Origin of the sequence: Roseateles flavus (assembly GCF_039872765.1) — a bacterium.
GTDB lineage: Bacteria > Pseudomonadota > Gammaproteobacteria > Burkholderiales > Burkholderiaceae_C > Roseateles_B > Roseateles_B flavus.
The window spans coordinates 96,650-120,119 of the sequence record NZ_JBDPZC010000004.1; the positions used below are offsets into that span (position 1 = coordinate 96,650).

Here is a 23,470-nt window from a genome sequence, read left to right on the forward strand (position 1 = left end):
CGTCCACATCAGGCCCGCATCAGTCCTCGATGCCACGCTGGGCCGGCACGCCGGCCTTGAAGTGGTGCTTGACCAGGGTCATCTCGGTGACGGTGTCCGCCAGGTCGATCAGCTCCTGCGGTGCACGGCGGCCCGTCAGCACCACGTGCACATGCGAGGGGCGCTCGCGCAGGACCTGCAGCACCGGCTCCAGCGGCAGCCAGCCGTAGCGCAGGGGGTACATGATCTCGTCCAGCACCACGAGGAAGTGCTCGCCGGCGCGTATCGTCGCCTCTGCCCGGGCCCAGCCCTCGCGGGCCAGCTCGGCGGAGTGGTCCAGGTCCTTGCTCTTCCAGGAGAAGCCGTCGCCCAGGCCTTCGATGGGCACGCCCAGCTGCTCGAACAGCCGGTGCTCGCCGAAGCGGGCGGAGGGCACCTTCATGAACTGGTAGATCTTCACGGCCTTGCCGCGGCCATGGGCGCGCAGGGCCAGGCCGAAGGCGGCCGTGCTCTTGCCCTTGCCATCGCCGGTGTGGACGAGGATCAGGCCGCGGCGCTCGGCGGTGGGGATGACGCGTTCGCGGTCGACGGGCGGGGTCTCAATTTCCATGATCGGGGGCTTTCATCAGCAGATCCTGCAGCGGGCGGCGCTGGCGCCAGCCCGCCTGCTCCAGGAGGGGTTGTTCATAGAAGGCCGGCACCGGCCCCAGGCACAGCAGGCCCAGGGGCAGGGCGCCGTCCGGCAGTTCCAGCACGCGCGCCAGGGCCTGCGGCTCGAACATGGACACCCAGCCCAGGCCCAGATTCTCCACGCGGGCGGCGAGCCAGAGGTTCTGCACCGCCGCGCCGGCCGAGCACAGCGCCATCTCCTGCGGCAGGGTGCGGCGGCCGAAGACGGTGCCGTCGTCGGGCGGCAGGATGAGGGCCAGCAGTTCGGCGCAGTCGCGCAGGCCTTCGACCTTGAGGCGCAGGAACTCGTCGGCTCGCGCGCCCAGGGCCGCCGCGGTGGCCTGGCGCTCGGCCTCCACCAGCGGGGCCAGGCGCTCGCGCCAGGCGGGCGTGGACAGGCGCATGAAGCGCCAGGGCTGCATCAAGCCCACCGAGGGCGCCTGGTGCGCGGCCTGCAGCAGCCGCGTGAGTTGCTCGTCCGGCAGGGGCGGGCCCGGCAGGAAGTGCCGGCAGTCGCGGCGCAGGGCAATGGCCTGGCGCATGGTGGCGGCCTGCTCGGGGGTGAAGGGCGGGATCAGGGACATGCGGACCTCAGAGCCTCACCCGCACACTGAAGCGCAGGCTGCGCGGTTCCATGGGATGGACCAGTCGCCCGGCCAGGCCTTCGCCACCGCCGCAGGCCGCGCCCTCGCGGCGCGTGCAGGCATGGCCCCAGTACTCGATGTCATGCGCCTTCGTGTTCAGGGCATTGAGCAGGTCCAGCCCCAGCTCCCAGCCCGGCGCGGGGCGCCAGGCCAGCTTGGCGTTGACGGTGAAGGCGCCGCCGGAGCGCTCGCTGCCGCTTTCCTCCAGCGCGTAGCGGCCGATGTAGCGCAGGCGCAGGCCGGCGCTCCAGGCGCCGCCCGGGTCGTAGCTGGCGCTGACCGAGGTGCTCAGCGGGACGGCGTTGGGCACCTGGCGGCCGCCGTTCTCGGCCTGCACGAAGCGGGCGCGGGACCAGGCGATGTCGGCATCGATGAGCCAGTCGCGGCCCAGGCGGATGTCGTTGGACCATTCCAGGCCGATGCGGCGAGAGGCGCCGCGCGCCTCGGTGACGCCCTCGTCGCCCACGAAGACCAGCTCCGAATCGAGGTCGGCCTGCCACAGGCTCCAGCTGGCCTGCCAGCCCGGGCCGAAGCGGTGGCGCAGGCCCAGCTCCTGGCTGCGCGTGCCGGCCAGCAGGGGCAGGGGATCCTGCGCGCTGCCGTCCTGCGGGTTGAAGCGGCTGGTGGCGCCGCGGGCGTCGTTGGAGCGGAAGCCGCGGCCCCAGTGGGCATAGAGCTCGGTCTCGGCATTCCAGCGGTGCACCAGTCCCAGGCGGGGGCTCAGGCGGCTGTCGCTGGCCGTGCCGCCGTTGCCGGCGTTGAACTCGCCGTCCAGGGCCTGGACCTTGGCCTGGACGCGGTCCCAGCGCGCGCCCAGCACGGCGCGCCAGGCTGGCGTCAGCGCCTGCTGCAGCTCGGCGAAGGCGCCCAGGGCGTCCTGGCGCACGCGATCCTCGCGCACGGTGCGCTGGCGCACGCGATCGACGGTGTCGTAGAGGCCCAGGGTGGCGATGCGGTCCTGGCGCCACTGCAGGCCCCAGCTGAACTGGGCGGGGGCCAGGTCTTGCCACAGGGCCAGGTGCGGCTGCTGGGCCTGCCAGGCGAAGCCCAGCACCTTGCGGCGGTCCAGCTGCTCGTGCTGGTCGCCGTCCGGGCCGCTGATGAAGCCGGAGGGCGCGGAGTAGAGCTGCAGGCCGTAGTCGATCACATAGGCCGTGGCCTGCTGCTGCCAGCTTCCCCAGCGCGTGGCCCAGTCCAGGCTGAGGCTGTGGCGGTGGGTGATGCCGCCGTCATCGGGCGAGAGCGTGCCGTAGCGGCCGATCTCGCCGGACTCGATGGCGCGCAGCGGCACGTGCTCGCTGGCCTTCCAGTGCGCGGTGTAGCCCATGAGGCTGACCGACAGCCCCTCGCGCTCGTCGCCCGTTGACCAGCGCAGCACGGCATTGCGCCGCTGCAGGCCCTCGGGCTGGTCCCAGGGGCCGTCGTTGCGGCTGGCCTCCAGGGCCGCGAGTGCCTGTCCGCCTCCCAGCGGGCGGCTGCCCGCCAGCAGGGCGCGGCGGAAGTGGTGCGGGCCCAGGCCCAGCTCGGCAAAGGGCTGGGCCAGCTCGCGCACATAGGCGATGCGCGAGGCGCCGGTGGTGGCGAAGTCCCCGTCTTCGGCGGCGAAGGCGCCCTTGCGGTAGCGCAGGCTGTCCACCAGCTCGGGCATCAGGAAGTTCAGGTCCATATAGCCCTGGCCGTGCGCGTGGCTGGCCATGTTGACGGGCATGCCCGAGAGCATCGTGGCGAAGTCGCTGCCGTGATCCAGGTTGAAGCCGCGCAGGAAGTACTGGTTGGCCTTGCCGTCCCCGCTGTGCTGGGTGACGATCATGCCGGGCATGGCCTCCAGCAGCTCGGCCGGGCGCAGCAGGGGCTTGTAGGCCAGGCGCTCGGCGCCGACCTCGCCCTGCGAGGCACTCTCCGCGCTGCCCAGCACGGCCCGGCCTTGCAGCTCCACTTTCTCCAGTTCCTGCGCATGCAATGGCTGCACCAAGGGGTAGCAGAGCGCCAGCAGCCAGGGCAGCGGGCGGGCGGGATTGCGGGACGGGACTCGGGTCAGTTTCATGCAGGCAGCGCAGCAGCGCCAGTGGAGTTGAGAGAAGGCGCTGCGCGGAACCAGCGCCAGCTGGCGCCGCAGGCCATCAGCAGGCCCATCAGCACCCAGGCCAGGGCGGTGGACAGCGGCGAGGGGCCGGCAAGGCGCGGCGGCTGGACCTGGGGCACGGGCTGCAGCTGCAGGCCGCGCACCACGGGAGGCTGGGACCGCTCGTTCGTCTGGTGGGGCTTGGGCGTGGCAGGGCGCGGCGCGGGCGCAGCCGGCTTGGGCAGCTGGCCTTGCACCCAGCGCTGCACGCCGGCCAGCTCGTCGGGCCGGCTGCGGGCGCTGCGCAGCTCGGCATAGCGCTGGGCCAGTTCGCGGCGGGTGGCGGCGTCGGGCTGCCAGTGGCCTTGCGCGGCCGCGCGGACCAGACCGGCCAGCGTCTGGGCATAGCTCTCCCTGTGCTGGGCCAGCCATTGCGGGAGCTGCAGCTGGTGCTTGTCGCGCACCAGCACGTCGAAGAGGCTTTGCCAGTGGTCGGGGCGCACGGTCTCGGGGGCCATGTTTTGCCAGCCCAGGGTGAACTGCACGGTCTTGAGGACCTGCAGTGCGCCGGCATAGCCCTCGTCGCGCTGGGCCTTGAGCCAGCCGGGGTGCAGGTAGCGGCCCTGCATCTCCAGGGCGATGGCTCGGCTGGCGCTCTCGGTCTGCTGCTCGGCGGCGTCCTGCAGCTGGCTCACGTGCAGCTGCAGGGCCTCCTTGCGGCCGGCCGCCTTGGCGGCTGCGGCCAGGCCGCCCAGGTACTGGAAGGGGTCGTCCGAGCTGAGCATGGCGTAGAGGTGGGAGCTGCGGGACATCAGTGCGGCGTCCGTGCGCTTGAGCTGGGCCGCGAAGGCGCTGCGCGCCGTGCGCTCGTCGACGGCCAGCGGCTCGCCCTTCACATAGGGCTGGCTCATGCTCTGCAGGAAGAGCTGGCCCAGGCGCGGGTCCTCGCGCTTCAGGGCGTCGGCCTGCATGGCCTCGGCCACGCCCGTGCCGTAGGCGCCCGCGCTGTTGCCGAACATCCGGGCCTGGGCCAGCTGGCGCGCCTGCGCGGGTTTCATGCCCTGCCGGCGCAGCTCCTGCTCGACCTCGCGGCTGTGGCGGGTGATGGCGTTGTCGCCTTCCTGCTCCGCAGCCGAAGCGGCCAGGGCCACGGCCTCGTCCAGCAGCTTCATCAGGCCGGGGAACTGGTCGCGGTAGGAACCGGTGATGGACAGCAGCACGTCGATGCGGGCGTGGCCCAGCGCTGCCAGCGGGATGAGGCGCAGCTTCGTCGGCCGGCCGTTCTCGTCCCACACAGGCTCGACGCCCAGCGCGGCCAGGGCTTGGGCTTCCATCAGGCCCTGATGACGCAGGGTCTCGCCGGCCCACAGCGACAGCGCCAGGCGCTGCGGCGGCTTCGGGCCCTTGACCTGCTCGGCCCACCACTGTCTGAAGAGGCGCTGGGCGGCCTCGTAGGCCTGGGGCGTGGGCAGGCGGGCCGGGTCCAGGCCGCTGAGGTTGCGGCCGGTGGGCAGGCTGTCGGGATTGCGCAGCGGGTCGCCGCCATAGGCCGCGGGCACGAAGCGGCCTTCCAGCGCCGCCAGCAGGCCCGGCAGTTCGCCCTCGTGGCTGAGGCGGCGCTCCATCTCCTGGGCGCGCAGGGCCAGCTGGTAGAGCGCGGCGCTGTCGATGGGCTTGCGGGCGGCGTGGTTGGGCACCGGGCCGTCTGGCTGGGCGGGGCGCAGGTCCAGCTCGCTGGCGGCCCGGGCGTCCTGCAGCGCGAGGTCCAGCCAGCGCGCGGGTCGTGCGGTGGCCACGCGCTCGTAGTCGATCAGGAAGGCCTCGTCGATGTCCTCGCCCAGGGCCTCGATCAGGGGCGCGCGCAGCATCTGCAGAAGGGTGCCGCGGCGCTGGGCCTCGTCCGGCACGCGGCCGAAGACAGCCAGGCCCTGGGGCTGGGAGCTTTGCGCCAGGCGGTCCAGGTACGGGTGCAGCAGCTCCAGGAAGCCGGAGAAATTGGCGGCAATCTGCTCGGCTGTCCAGCCCAGGTCCTTGTGCAACTGGTGCTCGACGAACTGCTCCACCATCTGCCGCTCCAGGCCCTGGCGCGTGGGGCCGGGGTCCACCGTCTCCCATTCGTGCATCAGCTCGTGCATGCGGGCCATGCGGGCGTTGAAGCCGGCCGGCGCGAAGCTGGGCGTGCGGTGGCTCACCATCAGCGCGCGGCCGCGGCGCTTGGCTGTGAGGGCTTCGCCGAGGTTGTCGACGATGTAGGGATAGATCACGGGCACATCGCCCAGGGGCAGCAGGGCGTCGTCGTGCACGTCCAGGCCGCGCAGCTTGCCATTGGCCCATTCCTGCGTGCCGTGGGTGCCGAAGTGGATCAGCGCATCGGCCTGCCGGGCCCAGAGGTAGACGGCCAGGTAGTGATGGGACAGCGGGGTCTTGCTGCGATGCTGCATCGCATCCCGGCCGAGGTGCTGGTCCTCTTCGCGCGGGGGCTGGGGCAGCACGGCCAGGTGCCCGAGCTGCAGGCGCGGGATCACGAAGACCGGTTTGCCCTGATGCTGACGCACGTAGCGGCTCTGCGCGGGCGGGCCCCAGCGCTGCAGCAGGGGCTGGCGCACGGTGGCGGGCAGGGTGTCGAACCAGCGCTGGTAGTCCGCCACGGGCAGGGCGGCGGCCTGGCCGCTGCGCAGCAGGGCGTCGAGATCGGCGCCCGGGTAGTAGGCGGCCAGCAGGCCCTGCAGCCCTTGGAGCCACTGGGCCTCGTCACGCGGCTCGACGGCATAGCCCGCGGCCTGCAGACCCCGGCTCAGCTGCTCCAGGCTGCGGGGCACGTTGAGGAAGCTGGCGCCGAAGTTGCTGGCCCCGGCGGGGTAGTTGTAGACGAAGAGGCTCAGGCGCTTGTCCGCCGCGGGCTTGTCCTGCAGGGCGATCAGGCGGCGCGCCTTGGCCACCACGGCGGCGGACTGGCGCTCGATGAGCTGCGGCTCGGCGCCGCCCGCGGGATGGGCCACGACCAGCACGGGGTCGATCAGTCCGGCGCTCTCCGGCTGCGCCAGGTAGAAGGGGATGTCGCTCTGGGCGAGGCCCGTGCTGCCGGCGTCCCATTGCGCGCTGTCGCCCTGGCGGAAGGGCAGCGTGGCCAGCACCGGCCTGCCCCAGCGCTCGAACAGGGTCTGCAGCGAGCCGGCCTTGGGCATCAGCGTGTGCGTGACCAGCACATCGTGCAGGGGCTGACCCTCAGGCGCCAGCAGGGCCTGCAGCTGGGTCTCGTCCAGGGGGCTGACGAAGGCCGCGAGCGCCTGCAGGCCCTGGGCCTCGAACTGGCGCAGCCAGGCGTCCAGCCAGGCCGTCTGGCCCTGGACGAAGTGGTAGCGGTGCAGCAGGATCACGACCCGCTTCCGCACGCCGCCGTGGATGCGCTGGTCGGCCCAGCGGCGGGCGGCGTCGGCATCCGGCAGCAGGGCTGGGGCGTCGGGATGGTAGAAGCCGCGCAGGGGCAGGCGCTGGGCCAGGGGCATGTCCATCTTGCGGCCGTCGGCCTGGGCCTTCAGGACCTGGAGGGCGGCCCGCGTATTGGCCGCGCCGCCGGCCTGCAGCAGGGCGCGCAGGCTGCGCTCGGTGGCGGGCGGCTCGCCGCCGGGAATCCACAGCGGCGGGCGCGCATCCAGGCCGGGCAGGTCCGCCAGCAGGCCGCGCAGGCGCGTCTCGGCCACGGCATGGGGCGCGTCGATCCACACCCAGCGCGCGGCCTGCACCAGGCCTTGCAGCTGGCGCTGGCGGGCCTGGCGTTCCCTGTCGCCCAGGGCCTCGGCCTGCAGCGGCACCTGCCAGCGCTGCAGCGAGATGCCGGCGGCCTGGGCCTCGCGCACCAGCAGCGCCTCGCGGGCCGCGGGCGTCACGTCGGTGGAGATCCACAGCAGCTGGGCCTGGGCCAGGCTGGCGAGCGTCAGCAGGCCCAGCAGCAGTCCGAGCAGCAGGGCGTGCCGCAGCAGCCGGTCAACGCGCATCCGGTGCACCTTCTTCAGGGACGTAGATGACACTCCCGTCCTTGAGCTTGTAGGCCACCCCGGCCTTCACGCCCTGGCCTTCGCTGCTGCCGCCGTTGCCGCGGTACTTGATCTCCTGGCCGTTCTTGCGCACCACGATCTCCATGTCCGGCTCACCGGCGCGGCGGATCACGGTCTCGTCCGCCTGGGACTGCTGCTGCAGGGCCACGGCTGTCAGCAGCGCGACGACCAGGACCAGGAACACGTCCACGAGGTTGACGGCCGAGAGCATGGGGTCGTCGTCCTCCTCGGCGAGGATGTGCAGGCGGTGACCACTCATGCCCAACCCCGTTCCTTCTTGATGTCCAGCAGCTCAGCGAGCAGCCAGCGGCGGCGCACGGAGTACACGACGAGCGCGATGGCCGCGGCGGTCATGGCCAGCACCACGCCGGAGAAGGCGGAGCCGAACACGGCCAGGGCCTGGTGCCCCTGGCCGGCGGCGACCTGCTGCAAGGCTGGGCCCAGGGGCACCATGGTGGCGATCAGGCCCAGCAGCGGGCTCACCCGGCCCAGCAGGCGTGCAGGCTCCAGCTGGCGCAGCACCTGCAGCTCCAGCTGCTCGAGCCGGCATTCCGGCGTGGCCTGCAGCAGGCGGCGGCCGCGGCGGCGCAGCAGGGCGTCCATCAGCGTGACACCAGCGGTCCAGAGGGCGTAGGCAAAGCCCAGGGCGACGAGGATCAGCACCGGCCACAGCAGGGCCTGGGTGATCTGGGCGAATCCGGATTCGATCAGCATGGTGGAAGCTTCAAGGTTCAGGCGCGGAAGAACTGCGCCACGGCGGCCGGGTTGGCATGGAAGTAGTGGTGTATGTAGCTGGCCCGGATACCGCCCTGCTGGTAGAGCAGCTCGCGGGTCTTGCCGCCATTGGGATTGGCGGCCTGGGCGATGGCGGGCAGCGGCGTCTCCATCGTGGAGTAATGGAAGCTGTGGCCGCGCAGCTCACCCTCGGGCCAGACGATGGACTGCAGGCCCAGGGCCGAGAGGCGGGTCTGCATGTGGCCGCTGCCGGGCAGCAGGCCGGCCAGGGGCCAGGTCTTGCCATCGGCATCGACCAGCTGCTCCAGCAGCACGAGCAGACCGCCGCACTCGGCCAGCAGGGGCTTGCCCGCGGCCTGGTGGCGGCGCAGGTCTGCGAAGAAGCGGGGGTGGGCGGCCAGGGCCTGGGCATGCAGCTCGGGATAGCCGCCGGGCAGCCAGAGGGCGTCGCAGTCGGGCAGGTCCTCACCGGCCAGGGGCGAGAAGAAACACAGCGCTGCACCGAGTTCGCGCAGGCAGTCGAGGTTGGCGGGGTAGATGAAGCTGAAGCAGGCATCGCGGGCGATGGCGATGCGGCGGCCGACCAGGGGCTGGCCGAGGTCGGCCCGGGCGGGGGCCTGGAAATCGATGGGCGCCAGCGCAGCCTCCAGGCCCTGGCCCAGCGCGCAGCCGGCTTCCCAGGCGTCCGCCCAGGCCTGGAGCTGAGCTTCGAGCCCGGGCAGCTCCAGCGCCTGGACCAGGCCCAGGTGGCGCTCGGGCAGGCTCAGCTCGGGCTGGCGGCGCAGGGCAGCCACGAGGGGCAGGTCTTGCGGCAGGCCCTGGGCCACCATGCGGGCATGCGATTCGCTGCCCACGCGGTTGGCCACCACGCCGGCCACGCGGATGTCGCTGCGGTAGCGCGCAAGGCCGGTGGCCAGGGCGGCGAAGGTCTGGGCCATGGCCGAGGCATCGAGCACCGCCAGCACCGGCAGGCCGAAGGCGGCGGCGAGGTCGGCGCTGCTGGGATCGCCGTCGAAAAGCCCCATCACGCCTTCCACCAGGATCAGGTCGGACTCGGCGGCGGCCTGCGCCAGCAGGGCCTGGCAATGGGCCAGGCCGCCCATGAAGAGGTCCAGCTGATAGACCGGCGCGCCGCTGGCCCGCTCCAGGATCATGGGGTCCAGGTAGTCCGGCCCGGTCTTGAAGACGCGCACCCGCCGGCCCTGGCGGCGGGCCTGGCTGGCGATGGCGGCGGTGAGGCTGGTCTTGCCCTGGCCGGAGGCCGGGGCGCTGATCATGAGGGCGGGGCAGGAGGGCATGGTCGGACCGGGTGTCGAGGAAGGCGTCAGGCGGGGCGTCGCAGGGGCAGCACGGGCGCGAGGTCGCCCGCGGCCGGCGGCGGGGCGGCAGGCGCGGGGCTGAAGGGCAGGGCCAGCCACTGGCCCTGCACCTGCAGGATCTGCAGACGGTCGTCGAAGACGGCCTGCAGGGCGCGGTGCGTGGCCGGATCGGCCGGAGCGCCCTGGTGGTGGACCTGGCCGGCGGCCATCACCACCAGCTCGTCGGCCTGCAAGGCGATGTTGAGCTCGTGCAGCACGCTGATCACGGTGCGGCCCTGGGCGGTGAGGTGGCGCACGCAGTCCAGCCAGTCGGCCTGGTGGGGCGGGTCCAGGTGGGCCAGCGGCTCGTCCATCAGCAGCACCTCGGCCTGCACGGCCAGGGCGCGGGCCAGCAGCACGCGCTGGCGCTCGCCACCGGAGAGGCGCTGCAGGCGGCGCTCGCGCCAGTCCCAGCACTGGGTCTGGCGCATGGCCTGGGCCACGGCCTCGTGGTCCTCGGCACTGGGCGGAGAGAGCCAGGCCTGATGGGGCAGGCGGCCCAGCATCACGACCTCGTAGGCGCTGAGATCATCGCCCCCGCTTTCGTTCTGGCCCAGCCAGGAGAGGCTGCGGGCGCGGGCCTTGGGTCCCCAGTCACCCAGGGGCCGGTCCAGGAAGTCGATGCGGCCCTGGGCGGGCAGCAGCGACGCCATGGCGCGCAGCAGGGTGGATTTGCCCGCGCCATTGGGCCCCACGATGGCCGTCCAGCGCTGTCGCGGCAGGGCGGTGTAGAGGGTCTTGAGCACGGGCTGGCCCTGCAGTTGCAGGCCCAGCAGGTCGACCTCGAAGGCCATGGGCAGGTGAAGGCCTCGGCTCATGATCTTTTCTCCGACAAGGGTCCGCGATGCATCAGCACGAGCAGATAGGCCCCGCCCAGCAGGGAGGTGACCACGCCCACCGGCAGCTCCTGCGGGGCGATGACCCAGCGGGCGACGATGTCGGCGGACAGCAGCAGGCAGCCGCCGGCCAGGGACGAGAGCAGCAGCAGCCAGCCGTGGGTGCACAGCACGCGGCTGCGTACCAGGTGCGGCGCCACCAGGCCCACGAAGGCGATCAGCCCGGCCTGGGCCACGGCCGCGCCGGTGGCCAGGGCCAGCAGCGCGATCAGGAAGAGGCGGACCAGGGACAGGCGCACGCCCAGGGAGCGGGCGGTGGCCTCGCCCAGGGTCAGCGCATCCAGCGCGCGGCTGGCACCTACGGCGCCCATCAGGCACAGCAGCAGGGCGGGGGCCAGCACCCACACCGAGGCCCAGCTCAGGAAGCCGCTGGTGCCCAGCATGAAGGCCTGCATGGGGCGCATGATGTCCGGCGTCATCAGGGTCAGCAGCGAGGTGAGGGCGAACAGCACCACGCCCACGATCACGCCGGCCAGCAGCAGGCGGATGGACTGCTCGACGCCGCGCGCCAGCAGCAGGGTCAGGCTCACGCCGGCCAGGGCACCGATGAAGGCGGTGCCGGTGAGGCCGATGCGCAGCATCAGCGCCACGGCCGCCGGGCTCACGCCGATGGCCACCAGCAGCGCGGCCACGCCCAGCGAGGCGCCGGCCGAGGCGCCCAGCAGGTAGGGGTCGGCCAGCGGATTGCGGAACAGGCCCTGCGCGATGGCGCCGCCCAGGCCCAGCAGCGCGCCGGCCAGCAGGGAGCCGATGGAGCGCGGGAAGCGGATCTGCCACAGGATCTGCTCCTGCATGGCGTCCTGGCTGGCGAGGATGTCGAAGGTGAAGCCGGTGCTGCCCACGGCCACGCCGGCCAGGCACAGTCCCGTGGCGATCAGGGTCAGCAGCAGCAGCAGGGTCCAGGGTTTCATTGCGACAGGCCTCCATGAACGGGCCGCGGGGTCTCGGTGACGGGCCGCTGCGTCTGGGCCGACCGTCCCGCCGGGGTCTGAGTGGCACCCGAGGATCCGGCTTCGCCGGGCCTGCGGGTGCGCCCCCTCGAGGGGGCTGGCGAAGCCAGTACGGGGTGGTCCATTACCTCATGCCGCCGGGCGGGGCGTTGAAGGGCGTGGTGGGCAGCGGCACCGGGCCGGCGGCGGCCTGGCGCAGGCAGCGGGCCATCAGCGCGGCGGCCTCGGCCATGCGGGGGCCGGGGCGCACCAGCACATCGGACTCGTCCGGCGTCCAGACGCAGATGCGCTGGTTCTTCACCGCCAGGATGCTGTTCCAGCCCGGGCGCTGTGGCAGCCCCGGCGCACTGCGCTGGCCCACCATGATCACCTGCGGGTTGGCGCGCACCACGTACTCCGGGTTGAGCTTGGGGAAGGGCCCCAGCTCGGCGGGGATGACGTTGCGGGCGCCCAGGCGGGTGAGCGTCTCGCCGATGAAGGAGCTGGTGCCGGCGCCGTAGGGCGCGCTGTCCACCTCGTAATAGACGTTCAGCTGCCGGGCCGCCGGCGGCAGGCTGGCGGCGGCTTCCTTGATGCCTTCGTCGATGCGCTGCCAGACCTGGGCACCGGCCTGCGGCTTGCCCAGCAGCAAGGCCATCTTGCCCAGCACGCGCTGCACATCGGCATGGGTCTTGGGCTCCAGCGCGATGACCTTGAGGCCCAGCGCCTCCAGCCGGTCGGTCAGCCGCGAGGAGATGGCCACCAGCACCACGTCGGGCTTGAGGGTGACGATGCTCTCGATGCTGGTGTCATCCATGCCGCCCAGCTTGGGCAGGGACTGGATGGAGGCGGGGTGGTTGGAGTAGCGGTCCACCCCCACCAGACGCGCGCATTCGCCCAGCGTGCAGACGGACTCGGTCAGCGAAGGCAGCAGGCTGATGATGCGCCGCGGCACGTCCGCCAGCGTGACGCCCACGCCGCGGTCATCCTTGATCTGCACCGGGGCTGCGTCCGCGGCGTGCCCGCACAGGGCCGCGGCCAGGCACAGCAGCGCGGCAGCAAAGGGTCGGGTCTTGCCCATGGGCTTGCTCATCTCAGGACTCCAGGTTCTCGACGGGGCGCGTCCAGGGCTGGCCCGCCACCATCATCGTCAGCTGCGTGCAGCGGCGTGCCACGGCCTGGTTCAGGCGGCCCAGCTCGTCGGCGTACTCGCGCACCTCGCGGCCCAGGGGCATCACGCCCCAGCCCACCTCGTTGGAGACGAAGACCACGGGCGAGGCCAGTGTGGGCAGCGTGGCCAGCAGCGCATCGCAGGCGGCCTGCCAGGCCTCGCGCCGGGGCTGGCCGTCCATGGGCATCAGCCAGTTGGTGAGCCACAGGGTCAGGCAGTCCACGATCAGCAGCCGCCCCGGTGCCGCCGCCGAGCGCAGGGCCTCGGCCAGATGCAGGGGGGCTTCCACCGTCGCAAAGCCCGCCGGGCGCTCGGCCTGGTGGCGGGCGATGCGCTGGCGCATCTCCTCGTCATGGGCCTCGGCCGTGGCGATCACGCAGACGCTGTGACCAGGCTCGCGGGCCCAGTCCAGCGCCAGGCGCTCGGCCTGCCGCGACTTGCCGCTGCGCTGCCCGCCAACGATGAGTGTGTGTGACTGCGTGCTCATGCTCGTGGACCTTTTCGCATCAATCTGCCTTCACCGAGCGACGCCCGCGGTGGGCCGTGAGGCCCGGTTCTTCGCCAGGCGGAAGAAGCCCGCAGGGCGCCCTCCGGCCAGGATCGGGCCCCTCGAGGGCGCACGAAGCGCCCAGGGGGAGTCCTTACAGCGTGGGGGTGAAGCGCACGCCGATGAAGAAGGTCCGCGGTGCCTGCGCATAGCCCTTGGCCGTCTCGTAGTCCTTGTTGAAGGCGTTGTCGATGTTGGCCTGCAGGCGCACTTGCGAGTTCACGCGATAGCTCAGGTCCAGATTGACCAGGCTGTAGCCACCCAGGGGCTTGGTGTTGGCGTTGTCGTCGAAGCGGCTGCCATGGGCCTGGATCTGCAGGCCGCCGGACCACTGGTTCAGCGTCTTCTCCAGGCGTAGGCTGGCGTGCTTCTTGGCGCGGCGGCCCAGCAGCTTGTCGGTGGTCAGGTCGCGCGGGTTCTGGAAGTCCACGGAGCCCTGCACGCGCAGGCCGGCGACCATCGTCTCGCCCTGCAGGCTCACGCCCTGCAGGCGCACCTTGGCCAGGTTGCCGTAGCAGCCGCCGTAGGTGGAGACGCAGTTCGCCGCGAAGCTGCTGTCCCAGGAGATCAGTTCGCGGATGCGGTTGTTGTAGACCGTCAGGCCCAGCTCGCTGTCGCCCTGGCTCCAATTGAGGCCCAGCTCGGTGTTGCGGCCGCGCTCGGGGTTGAGGGCGGCCACGCCGGGCTTGGGGCCGTACTCGCTGAAGCTCTGGTAGAGCGTGGGGGCGCGGAAGGCGGTGCCGGCGCTGGCCCAGGCGCGCAGGCCCGGCAGGAAGCGCCAGCCCGCGGCCACGGTGCCGGTGTTGATGCCGCCGAAGGCGCTGTCCTGGTCATGGCGCAGGTGCAGCTGGGCGTCGATGCTGCTGTTGCTGTAGAGGTAGCTGGCCGCCACGGCATTCTGGTGGCGCTTGACCTGGCCGCCGGTGGTGGGCAGCAGGCCGGAGTTGATCAGCTTGTCCTCGCGGCGTTCCAGCACGGCATTGAGCTGGCCCACGGGGAGCTTGACGGTGCCGCCCAGGGTGTACTGGCGGACCTGGGTCTCGGTCAGGTAGGTGGAGGCGTTGTTGCTGAGCGTCTCGTAGCGCTCGCGCGAGTCGCCGATGCTGGCTTCGGTCTGCCAGTCTGCATTCCACTGGGCGCTCCAGAGGGCGCGGCTGGCGTGGGTGTCATGCAGATTGCGGTCGCGCACGCCGACCTTGGGCTTGGCCGAGGCGTCGTAGTCGCTGTCCAGGCTGCTGTAGGTGTTGACCAGCTCCAGGCGCTGGCCGGCGTCCAGCTGGTAGCCCAGGCGGGCGTTGACGCTGTGGGTGCGCCAGCCGTCGACGTCGGGGCTGTAGGCGGGATCGTTGGTGACCTTGCGGATGTTGAAGCCGTCGGCCACTTCCTGGGCCAGGCTCAGGGCGTAGTCCAGGGCGCCTGCGGCACCGCTGACGCTGAGGTCGCCCTTGACCAGTCCCAGGCTGCCCACGCCGGCGCCGATCTCGACGGTGGGCGTGCGCTTGCCCTTGCGGGTGAAGACCTGGATCACGCCCGCCACGGCATCCGAGCCATAGACGCTGCTGGCCGCGCCGCGGACGATCTCCACGCGCTCGATCTGGGCCAGGGGAATGGCTTCCCAGGCAGCGCCGCCGGAGCCGGACTGCGTGTCCATGCGCACGCCGTCCACCAGCAGCAGGGTGTGCTGGGTGTTGGCGCCGCGCAGGAAGAGGCTGGTGTTGGTGCCGGGGTTGCCGTTGCGCACGAGCTCGACGCAAGACTGGCGACCCAGCAGGTCCACCAGATTGCCGAAGCCCTGGCGCTCGATGTCGGCGCGGGTCAGCACGGTGACGTCGGCCAGCACCTGGCTCAGGTCCAGCTTGGAGCGGGTGGCGGTGACCTGGACCTGGCCCAGCTTGTTGGGCGTTTCCTGCGCCTGGGTCTGTGCCGACAGGGCCAGCAGGCCCAGCGCGATCATGTTCAGGGTGGAGGAGGGACGGACGGAGGCAGGCAGGCGCGCAGGCGAAGGCTGGCGTGCAGCACGCAAGAAGGAAGCGGACATGAGAAAAACGGGACTACGAGGCGGTCCAGGTGCCAGCTTCCCCGCAGGCTCCTGTGAAAACGAGGCGCTGCTTGCGCAGGCACCTCACCCGTTGGCCGGTATCCGGGCTGGCGGATCGCGTCGCTGCATCCTTCCCAGTGCCGGGGCACCAGTGGATTCATGTGCAGCAACTGAAGGCCTTGCAGCCTTGTCCGCTTACCGTTGCGGGGACAGCTCAGGTTGGGGCGGCCTCGTGGAGGCGTTCCTTTCTGATTCCCGTTTAACTGCCCTGACCGATGGGTCGGGGCGAGCACCAACAGCGCGCATTCTAGTCCAGGCTGGCCGAGTGATCGCTGAAAGCGTGGCTTGACCGGGCTCAAGCCGCCCCGGCGCCACGGGCCGGGCGCCGTCAAGCCTTGCGGCGGGACCTCCGCAGCGGGCGCACCCGGGAGCACTCAGGAGCACTCGGGGGCGCCGGCGACGGTCGAGGCGTAGGGGCCGGTGTGTGACCCCGGGCAGGGGTGACGGAGCGCGATGAAGGGGGTGCATTGCGCATGCCGTGGGCATGCGCATGGGCAGCGCCCGGACGAAGGCCCGAGGCATGGGCATGGGCCTGCCCGTCTGCCCGTCTGCCCGTCTGCCCGTCTGCCCGTCTGCCCGTCGCCGCGGCCCCGGGCCGCGCAGGGCGCTAGGGCGTTTGCGCGGCAGGGCCTTGCGGTGCCGGCTCGACGCCCTTCTGCGGTGGTGGCAGCGGCTCCGGCTTGTGCTGCGTCTTGTTGGGCGTCTTGCCTAGCGGCCTGCCGTGGCGGGCCCCGGCCCGGCGTTGCGGGGCTGGCGGTGCCGGCGCCGCTGTGGCTGCGCCCAAGGGCTGAGCCTTGGACCCCATCGACACCCCTGGGTCTGCTCGCTCCACGGCGCGGCGCTCGGCACGGTCCCGCGCTTCGCGTTCGCGGGCCTGCCGCTCGATCAGCAGGCCTTCCCGGCGGATCCGCTCCTGCGCGGCCGCCGCGGCCTGCGCATCGCCAGGGTCGTAGTGCAGCACCTGGCTGGCGCCGGGCTCCTGAGGGCAGGGCGTGTTGCGCAGCTCGCGCCCCTGTGGCCCGCACCGGTAGAGGGTGAGCTGGCCGGGGCCAGCCTGGCTCACCGCCGCGAGGGGGGCCAACGCCAGCGTGCCGAGCAGCAGGGCCAGGATCGCGCGGGGCGGCATCGTCTGCATGGTGCGGCCCCGGCCAGCGGGGTCAGGTCTTGTTCCTGCCCAGGGCCGAAGCCAGGGCGGAGGACAAGGCGGAGGACAGCGCCCCCGCCGCCTTGGCCGGGGACGGGGCGGTGCGGGGGGCGGCCCCTGCGGCTGGCGCCTGCGTGCCTGTCGGCGCGGTCTGGGAAGACGTTGCGGGCGAAGCTGGCAGTGCCGTGGCCAGCGAAGGTGCCGCCGAAGCTGCGGGGGACGTCGGCTGTGGGCCTGGCTGCGGGCCGGCCACGACTGCCGATGAGGCTGCGGCCTTTGGCGCCGGACTGCCCGGCGCCGACAGTGCGCCGGACCCTGCGGGTGCGCCCTCGGCGGGGGCGGGGCGCGGTGGCTTGGGCCGGGGCGGCTTGGCATGGATCTGGGTCAGGGCCTTGGCCATGTCGCCCTTGAGCATGAGCTCCACGGCATCCAGGCTCTTGGCGATGCATTGCTCGACGCCGATGCGCTCATCAACCGGCGGCTTGCGCAGCACATAGGCGGCCACCTCGCCCTTGTGACCTGGATGGCCGATGCCCAGGCGCAGGCGCCAGAAATTGCCCGAGCCCAGCTGGGCCTGCATGTCCTTGAGACCGTTGTGGCCGCCGGTGCCGCCGCCCTGCTTCATCTTCATCTCGCCGGGGGGGAGGTCCAGCTCGTCGTGGATGGCCAGGATCTCCTCGGGCGTGATCTTGAAGAAGCGCGCCAGCGCCGCCACCGACTTGCCCGAGAGGTTCATGTAGGTGAGCGGCTGCAGCAGCCAGATGGGGCCGCTGGCACCGGGGGCGTTGTTGATGCGGGCCACCATGCCGTAGTAGCTCTTGTCGAGCTGCAGGCTGCCGCCCAGGCGCCGGGCCAGCTGGTCTATCCACCAGAAGCCGGCGTTGTGGCGGGTGTCCTCGTATTCAGGGCCTGGGTTGCCCAGGCCGACAAAGAGTCGAATCATGGGGCTGATTATCCCAGCCCCGATGTCCGCCCCGCATCCGCAGAGCTGCTCAGGCCTGCGGTGCCGCGCCTGCGGCAGGCGCGCCCAGGGACTCGTGCAGGCGCAGCGCCATGAGGCCGTGGGCGAGGGTGGCCCCTCCCTTGACGGCCGCGGCCACCGCGGCCACCTCAGCCAGCTCCTCGGCCGTGCTGCCCTGGCGCCGCGCGCCGCGCACATGCACGTCGATGCAGTAGGCGCACTGCGTGGCGAGGGCCACGCCCAGGGCGATCCATTCGCGCTCCTTCGCGCCGATGCGGCCGCCCTCGCGGAAGACGGCATGGTCGAAGGCCAGCCAGGCCTGCGACTCCAGGGGCACCTTCTCGGCGAGCTGGCGGGCCAGCAGCAGGTCTTCGGGGGTCTGGTAGCTCGAGCTCATCGGAGGTCTCCCTGTTGCGAATGCGTGTGCTGGCGCCGATGTTCGGCGATGCTGCCACGGTAGGACAAGACCTGACCCCGTGTACCGAACGGGTCATTGACACGGGCGTGCTGGGAGCCCAGCACCGGAAGGAAGAACATGGAAAGCTCCTTGGCTTGGACACCGGCGACATGCCGGCGCTCAGCCTCCAGAGGCCTGCCGGGGCCGCCAAGGATTCACGATGTCAGGACGACCGTGCGATGGGCGCTCACCACCCGTCGCAGCCCGGCCGTACAGACGAAAAAAAGCCCCGCCAGGGCGGGGCTTCTTGCGCAAGGCGGCGAAGAATTACTTCTTGCCCTTCTTGCCCTTCTTGTCGTCGGCGGCCGGAGCGGCAGCCACGACGATCTCTTCCACGACCGGGGCCACGGCGGTGGCGACCACGGGGTTCGGCTTGCCGTGGGTCACGATCTTGACGTGGGAAGCCACGACCAGGTCGTTCACGTGCACCGAGTGGCCCAGGGTCAGCTTGCTCAGGTCCACTTCGATGAACTCGGGCAGCTGCTCGGCCAGGCAGTTGATTTCCAGCTGGGTGATCACGTGGTTGACCGTGCACTTGTCGGTCTTGACGGCCGGGGACTCGGCTTCGCCCACGAAGTGCAGGGGCACCTTCTTGGAGATCTTGGTGGTGGCATCCACGCGCTGGAAGTCGATGTGCTGGACTTGCGGCTTGTAGGGGTGCATCTGGAAGTCACGCAGCAGGACCTTGGTCACGGTGCCGTTCAGTTCCATCTCGAGGATGGAGCTGTGGAAGGCTTCCTTCTTCAGGGCGTGATACAGGGCGTTGTGGTCCAGCTCGATGGTGGCGGGTTCGCCAGCGCCGTAGACGATGCCAGGCACCTTGCCAGCGATACGCAGGCGGCGGCTCGCTCCGGTCCCCTGCAGCTTGCGCTCAAAAGCGACGAATTTCATAGGTTTCTCCAAAAATGGATGGATGCCCGCGACCAGGCACCCGTGGATGCGACCCGAAGGCCGCTGACAAAAACCGGCCCGACGGGCCGGTCACAAACAAGCGGGCGCTCCCTTGCGAGGAGCGCCCGGCATCAGATCAGAAATTGTTGTTCTGCTCGGAGAACAGCGAGGTCACCGATTCGCCGTCGGAGATGCGACGGATGGTCTCGGCGAACAGGAAGGCGACCGACAGCTGTCGGATCTTGCCGCAGGCCTTGGCGGCCTCCGACAGCGGGATGGTGTTGGTGATGATCACTTCGTCCAGGGCCGAGGTCGTGATGCGATCGATGGCCGGGCCGGACAGGATGGGGTGGGTGCAGTAGGCAAACACGCGCTTGGCGCCGCGGTCCTTCAGCACCTCGGCGGCCTTCACCAGGGTGCCGGCGGTGTCGATCATGTCGTCCATGATCACGCAGTTGCGGCCGTCGATGTCACCGATGACGTGCATCACCTCGGAGACATTGGCGGCGGGGCGGCGCTTGTCGATGATGGCGAGGTCGCAGCCCAGCTGCTTGGCCAGGGCGCGGGCGCGGACCACACCGCCGACGTCCGGGCTCACCACCACCAGATTGCTGTAGTTGCGGGCCTTGAGGTCCGACAGCAGCACGGGGCTGGCGTAGATGTTGTCGACGGGGATGTCGAAGAAGCCCTGGATCTGGTCGGCGTGCAGGTCCATGGTCAGCACGCGCTCGACGCCCACGGTCTCCAGCAGATTGGCGACGACCTTGGCCGAGATGGGCACGCGGGTGGAACGCGGACGGCGGTCCTGGCGGGCATAGCCGAAGTAGGGGATGACGGCGGTGATGCGGCGGGCGCTGGCGCGCTTGAGCGCGTCGACCATCACCAGCAGTTCCATCAGGTTGTCGTTCGTGGGGGCGCAGGTGGGCTGGACCACGAAGACGTCGCGGGCGCGGACGTTTTGCTGGATCTCGACCGCGACTTCGCCATCAGAGAAACGGCCGACCGAAGCCTTGCCGAGTTCCAGACCCAGATGGGTGGCGATTTCTTGGGAGAGCACCGGGTTTGCGTTGCCGGTGAAGAGGACGGTATTCAGCAGCACAGGCCATCCTTTGAGTCAGTGGCCCCGTGGCCTACCCAGCGGGTCCGGGAGGTAAGCAATGAAATTTGGCAGGGGAGGAAGGACTCGAACCCTCGCATGTCGGAATCAAAATCCGATGCCTTAACCAACTTGGCGACTCCCCTACACAGGACGCTGCAGAGCTGCAACACCCTTGTACTCTTCAGTCTTCAGCCCATCCGCGAAGCGGGTGCTGGGCCAGACTGCGGCACACCTTGCCAACCCATCCCGGAGGCAGCTCCGGTAATGTCGCCATGGGCTGGTTCGACATGCCATCTTTCCCTTGAACAGTAGCGAACACCGCACTGCCTGAACCTGTCATCCGGCTGTTGCCGAATCTCGATTCGAGCAGGGCGAGGGCCTGCGTCACTTGACTGCTGTACTGCTCAGCGGGTTTCTGGAGATCATTTCGCAGCGCGTTGTTCAACTTGCTGTTGATTTCCAGAAAGCCTGCGATTCTAGCACAACTTTCAGCGTTCAGTTCCACTCGCGAAGCAGATTTTTGTGCATTTTGCGAAGTGCCGGCAACAAGCTTGCTGTTGCTCTCACTTGGCTCGGTGCCTTTTTTGCTGCCGTGCTCAGGAAAGACCGCAACTATAGCCAGACTTTCGGAGCGCTGCAAGAGGGGGCTCGAAAAAATATCCTTGGTCGGGATGCTGACGTCGGGCTTGACGATGGCGAAGGTCTGCTCCGGCAGCTCGATGGGGGTCAGGTCTTCACCGATGCCCTGTACGAAGGCATTGCGGCCGCCCAGGAAGAAGGGCACGTCGGCGCCCAGCTTCAGTCCCAGGGGCAGCAGGCGCGACAGCGGCCAGTGCAGGCCCCACAGCCGGTTCAGCGCCAGCAGGGTCGAGGCCGCGTCAGAGGAGCCGCCGCCCATGCCGGCGCCGCTGGGCAGGCGCTTCTCGATGTGGATGTCCGCTCCCAGTGTGCAGCTGCTCTCGGCCTGCAGCAGGCGGGCGGCGCGCAGGCACAGATCGTCTGCGGGCAGGGCGTCGCCGCGGTCATGGCGTTGCAGCAGGCCATCGCCGCGCCGCTCGAAATGCAGGGTGTCGGCCCAGTCCACCAAGGCGAAGACCGATTCCAGCAGGTGATAGCCATCCGGCCGCTTGCCCACCACATGGAGGAAGAGGTTGAGCTTGGCCGGGGCCGGGACGTCGTAGAGCGCTTGCATGGGGTCGGGAGCAGAAGGGGAGGCCAAGGAGGCCGCCAGGCGAGCAGTATGCCGGCTCGCCGATCAGCGATCAGTCTTCGCGAGCCAGTCTCACCCGCAGCGTGGCGGCGCGTCCGCCCTGCTGCTGGGCGACGAGCAGGCCCTCGGCCAGGCGGTCGGTCTCAACCCGCCAGCCCAGCTGCTCGAAGCCCTGCGCAGGCGCCGGCAGCGTCGCCGTGGCGGCGCCGGCCCAGGGGCGTCCGCGCAGCCAGTCGAAGAGGGCGGCCACGGGCACCGCTTCGCCCAGCAACTCCAGGGTCAGCGCATCCAGGCTGTCAAAGCTGCGCTGCTCCCTGGGCTGCTCCAGGCTGACGCTGGTGGGGCTCCAGCGCACGCGGGCCAGCAGCGAGCCGGTGGGGGTCGACAGCTCCAGCTGCCCCTCGCCGGCATCGCCCAGCAGCTCGAAGCTGCCGCTGCCGCCCTGGGCGACGCGCTGGCCCGGCTGCGCCGGCACCTGCACGCTGAGCTTGCCGCTGAAGCTGCGCGCCGGTACGGCGCCAGGGTCAGGTCTTGCCTGGGCCGGCGGAACGTCCGCGTGGCGCGGACCGTGAGCACAGGCGCCCAGCGCCGACACCAGCGCGGCGGCGAAGGCCGCCGGGGGCAGGGCACGCATCAGGGCATGCGACAAGGCACGCAGGCGAGCACGCATCAGGGTGCCGCCTGCAGCCGCTGGCGGGCCTCCTGGATGGCCTCATTGCCCGGCTCACGCTTGAGGCCCTCAGCCCACACCTGCCGCGCCTTGTCCTTCTGTCCGGCCTGCCACAGGACCTCGCCCAGGTGGGCGGCGATGTCGCCATCGGGGCGGCTGGCGTAGGCCTCGGCCAGCCAGCGCTCGGCCTCCTGCAGGCGGCCCAGGCGGTATTCCACCCAGCCCATGCTGTCGACGATGGCCGGCTCCTTGGGGGCCAGGCTCAGGGCCTTGACGATGAGCTCACGGGCTTCGTCCAGGCGCAGCTTGCGATCGGCCAGGGAATAGCCCAGCGCGTTGTAGGCATGGAAATGCTTGGGGCTGATCTCGATCGTGCGGCGCAGCTGCTGCTCCATCTCGTCCAGCCGGTTGAGCTTCTCGGCCATCATGGCCTGCTCGTACAGCAGGTCGGCGTCGGCCGGCAGGCGGGCGGTGGCCTGGCCCAGCAGCTCGTAGGCGGCGGGCCACTGCTGCAGGTCGCGCAGCAGCTGGGACTCGGCCATGAAGCGGGTGCGCAGTTGCTCGTCGGTCTCGCCGGGCAGCTCGTGGATCAGCTGGCGGGCCTGGTCCAGGCGCCCCTGCCGGGCCAGCAGCAGGGCCTTGCGGTAGCTGAGGTCGGCGCGCGGCGTGGCTACCTCGATGCGGTCCAGCCAGGCCTGCGCGGCCTTCCAGTCCTTGCGCTGTTCGGCCACGCGCGACAGCAGCAGCCAGGCCTGCTGGCGGGCCTCGCGGCCGGACTCGGTCAGCTCGCCGCTGCTGGCGGACTCCTCCAGACGCTTCAGGAAGGTCAGCAGCGCGGGTTCGGCGCGTTCGGGGTGGCGCAGCTCCAGCTCGAGGGAGCCCAGGGCATACCAGGGCGTGGGCTGATCCGGCTGCTCGACCGTCAGGCGGCGGAACTCGGCCGCGGCCTCGACCAGGCGCTGCGAGCGTGCCAGCGCGCGGGCGTAGGCCTGGCGCAGGCCGTGGTGATCAGGCCGGGCAGCCAGGGCGGCTCGCACCGGCGCTTCGGCCGCGGGCTGGCGGTCCATCAGGTCCAGGGCCAGGCCCAGGGCCTCTTCCTGGGCCGGCTCCTGCTGCAGCACCTGCTCGGTGAGCGTCCAGGCCGGTGCTGCATGGCCGGCGGCCAGCTGCAGCCGTGCCTCGCAGAGCTGCGCGCCCTGGCGCAGGGCCGGGTTGCGGGCGGCGGTCTGCAGCGTCGGCTGCAGGGCGTCCAGTACGCGCTGCGGCTCGGGCGCGCGGGTAAAGAGCCCCGGCAGCGTGCGCAGCAGATGTTGCGACTGCGACTCGCTGCCCAGCTTCAGCAGGCTCTGCACGGGGCCGGCCAGCTCCTGGGGCTTGTTCAGCAGGGCCAGCAGCTGCAGCGTGGTCTGGTGGGCTTCCAGAGAGCCCGGCACGCCGTCCCGCCAGGCCTTGGCGGCGACCAGCGCCTGCTCGCCGGCGCGTCCCTGCACGGCGATCTGCACGACGCGTTTGTAGAGGGTCTCGTCCTGTGAGCGCCGGGCCGCATCCAGCAGCACCTGGTAGGCCACGCCGACCTCGCCCGAGCGCAGCTCCATCTCGCCCACCAGCAGCTGGTAGAACATGGGGGCGTCCATGGTGGAGTTCTGGACCGGCAGGGCAGGGGCTGCGGGGGCCGTGGCCGCGGCTTCGTCGGCATGCGCCGACAGGGCGAGGGTGCCCAGGCTCAAGGCGCAAGCCAGGGCCAGCCGAGAAGGGCGAAGCAGCGGGAACAAGGAACGAGGCATGAAATCTCCAGAGGACGCAGGCCGCCCCGGGAAGGGCTGCCGACCCATTCTAGGCATGGCGGGGGGCCCATCCCTTAGGACACCCTGAGCGGCCCTGCCGCCCGGGCTCGT

The 23,470-nt window shown here is 71.0% G+C and carries 19 protein-coding genes, 1 tRNA gene, 1 pseudogene and 1 riboswitch; all 21 genes and pseudogenes read right to left on the reverse strand.

Features of this window, described 5'->3' with window-relative positions:
• Positions 1-19 precede the first annotated feature (19 nt).
• Positions 20-589, reverse strand: a complete 570-nt coding sequence (gene cobO, locus ABDJ40_RS10340) for a cob(I)yrinic acid a,c-diamide adenosyltransferase (protein WP_269630233.1) — start codon at positions 587-589, stop codon at positions 20-22.
• Entirely contained in the window at positions 579-1,232 is a 654-nt protein-coding gene (gene bluB / locus ABDJ40_RS10345) for a 5,6-dimethylbenzimidazole synthase (protein WP_347609357.1), read from the reverse strand. The genes cobO and bluB overlap by 11 nt, the downstream gene beginning before the upstream one ends.
• 7 nt (positions 1,233-1,239) lie before the next feature.
• The gene (locus ABDJ40_RS10350; RefSeq protein WP_347609359.1) at positions 1,240-3,336 is read right to left on the reverse strand and encodes a TonB-dependent receptor; all 2,097 of its coding nucleotides are present in this window, start codon (positions 3,334-3,336) and stop codon (positions 1,240-1,242) included.
• Positions 3,333-7,349: a cobaltochelatase subunit CobN gene (gene cobN / locus ABDJ40_RS10355; RefSeq protein ID WP_347609361.1), complete on the reverse strand. Its 4,017-nt coding sequence runs from the start codon at positions 7,347-7,349 to the stop codon at positions 3,333-3,335. Before cobN ends, ABDJ40_RS10350 begins: the two co-directional genes overlap by 4 nt.
• Positions 7,339-7,668 carry a DUF2149 domain-containing protein gene (locus ABDJ40_RS10360; RefSeq protein WP_347609363.1) on the reverse strand — a complete coding sequence of 110 codons (330 nt, stop codon included), beginning with the start codon at positions 7,666-7,668 and terminating at the stop codon, positions 7,339-7,341. Before ABDJ40_RS10360 ends, cobN begins: the two co-directional genes overlap by 11 nt.
• Entirely contained in the window at positions 7,665-8,123 is a 459-nt protein-coding gene (locus ABDJ40_RS10365) for a hypothetical protein (RefSeq protein WP_269630228.1), read from the reverse strand. Before ABDJ40_RS10365 ends, ABDJ40_RS10360 begins: the two co-directional genes overlap by 4 nt.
• A gap of 17 nt (positions 8,124-8,140) precedes the next feature.
• Complete coding sequence (locus tag ABDJ40_RS10370) at positions 8,141-9,442, reverse strand: cobyrinic acid a,c-diamide synthase CobB (protein WP_347609365.1); 1,302 nt, start codon at positions 9,440-9,442, stop codon at positions 8,141-8,143.
• 26 nt (positions 9,443-9,468) lie between these two features.
• Positions 9,469-10,320 carry an ABC transporter ATP-binding protein gene (locus ABDJ40_RS10375; RefSeq protein ID WP_347609367.1) on the reverse strand — a complete coding sequence of 284 codons (852 nt, stop codon included), beginning with the start codon at positions 10,318-10,320 and terminating at the stop codon, positions 9,469-9,471.
• Positions 10,317-11,309 (reverse strand): FecCD family ABC transporter permease, encoded by a 993-nt coding sequence (locus ABDJ40_RS10380; RefSeq protein WP_347609369.1) that lies wholly within the window; start codon positions 11,307-11,309, stop codon positions 10,317-10,319. Before ABDJ40_RS10380 ends, ABDJ40_RS10375 begins: the two co-directional genes overlap by 4 nt.
• Positions 11,310-11,472: 163 nt before the next feature.
• On the reverse strand, positions 11,473-12,420 hold the full coding sequence (locus tag ABDJ40_RS10385; protein WP_347609371.1) for an ABC transporter substrate-binding protein: 948 nt from the start codon (positions 12,418-12,420) through the stop codon (positions 11,473-11,475).
• A 1-nt stretch (position 12,421) separates the two neighbouring features.
• Positions 12,422-12,985, reverse strand: coding sequence for a bifunctional adenosylcobinamide kinase/adenosylcobinamide-phosphate guanylyltransferase (gene cobU, locus ABDJ40_RS10390; protein WP_347609373.1), 564 nt, complete (start codon positions 12,983-12,985; stop codon positions 12,422-12,424).
• Between the two features lie 154 nt (positions 12,986-13,139).
• A complete protein-coding gene (locus tag ABDJ40_RS10395; RefSeq protein ID WP_347609375.1) occupies positions 13,140-15,083 on the reverse strand; it encodes a TonB-dependent receptor domain-containing protein in 1,944 nt (647 codons plus the stop codon).
• A gap of 76 nt (positions 15,084-15,159) precedes the next feature.
• A riboswitch (cobalamin riboswitch) is annotated at positions 15,160-15,395 on the reverse strand.
• A 355-nt stretch (positions 15,396-15,750) separates the two neighbouring features.
• A complete protein-coding gene (locus tag ABDJ40_RS10400) occupies positions 15,751-16,269 on the reverse strand; it encodes a hypothetical protein (protein ID WP_347609377.1) in 519 nt (172 codons plus the stop codon).
• A gap of 337 nt (positions 16,270-16,606) precedes the next feature.
• Positions 16,607-17,230 (reverse strand): annotated as a pseudogene (gene pth, locus ABDJ40_RS10405) (aminoacyl-tRNA hydrolase); the annotation flags it as partial.
• A 49-nt stretch (positions 17,231-17,279) separates the two neighbouring features.
• On the reverse strand, positions 17,280-17,645 hold the full coding sequence (locus tag ABDJ40_RS10410; RefSeq protein ID WP_347609379.1) for a carboxymuconolactone decarboxylase family protein: 366 nt from the start codon (positions 17,643-17,645) through the stop codon (positions 17,280-17,282).
• A gap of 327 nt (positions 17,646-17,972) precedes the next feature.
• Positions 17,973-18,596, reverse strand: a complete 624-nt coding sequence (locus ABDJ40_RS10415) for a 50S ribosomal protein L25/general stress protein Ctc (protein ID WP_347609381.1) — start codon at positions 18,594-18,596, stop codon at positions 17,973-17,975.
• 136 nt (positions 18,597-18,732) lie between these two features.
• Positions 18,733-19,695, reverse strand: coding sequence for a ribose-phosphate pyrophosphokinase (locus ABDJ40_RS10420; RefSeq protein WP_269630218.1), 963 nt, complete (start codon positions 19,693-19,695; stop codon positions 18,733-18,735).
• A gap of 66 nt (positions 19,696-19,761) precedes the next feature.
• Positions 19,762-19,838, reverse strand: a tRNA-Gln gene (locus ABDJ40_RS10425).
• A 38-nt stretch (positions 19,839-19,876) separates the two neighbouring features.
• Positions 19,877-20,887 (reverse strand): 4-(cytidine 5'-diphospho)-2-C-methyl-D-erythritol kinase, encoded by a 1,011-nt coding sequence (gene ispE, locus ABDJ40_RS10430; RefSeq protein ID WP_347609384.1) that lies wholly within the window; start codon positions 20,885-20,887, stop codon positions 19,877-19,879.
• A gap of 70 nt (positions 20,888-20,957) precedes the next feature.
• Positions 20,958-21,575 carry a lipoprotein insertase outer membrane protein LolB gene (locus ABDJ40_RS10435; protein ID WP_347609386.1) on the reverse strand — a complete coding sequence of 206 codons (618 nt, stop codon included), beginning with the start codon at positions 21,573-21,575 and terminating at the stop codon, positions 20,958-20,960.
• A complete protein-coding gene (locus tag ABDJ40_RS10440) occupies positions 21,575-23,359 on the reverse strand; it encodes a tetratricopeptide repeat protein (RefSeq protein ID WP_347609388.1) in 1,785 nt (594 codons plus the stop codon). The genes ABDJ40_RS10435 and ABDJ40_RS10440 overlap by 1 nt, the downstream gene beginning before the upstream one ends.
• Positions 23,360-23,470 lie beyond the last annotated feature (111 nt).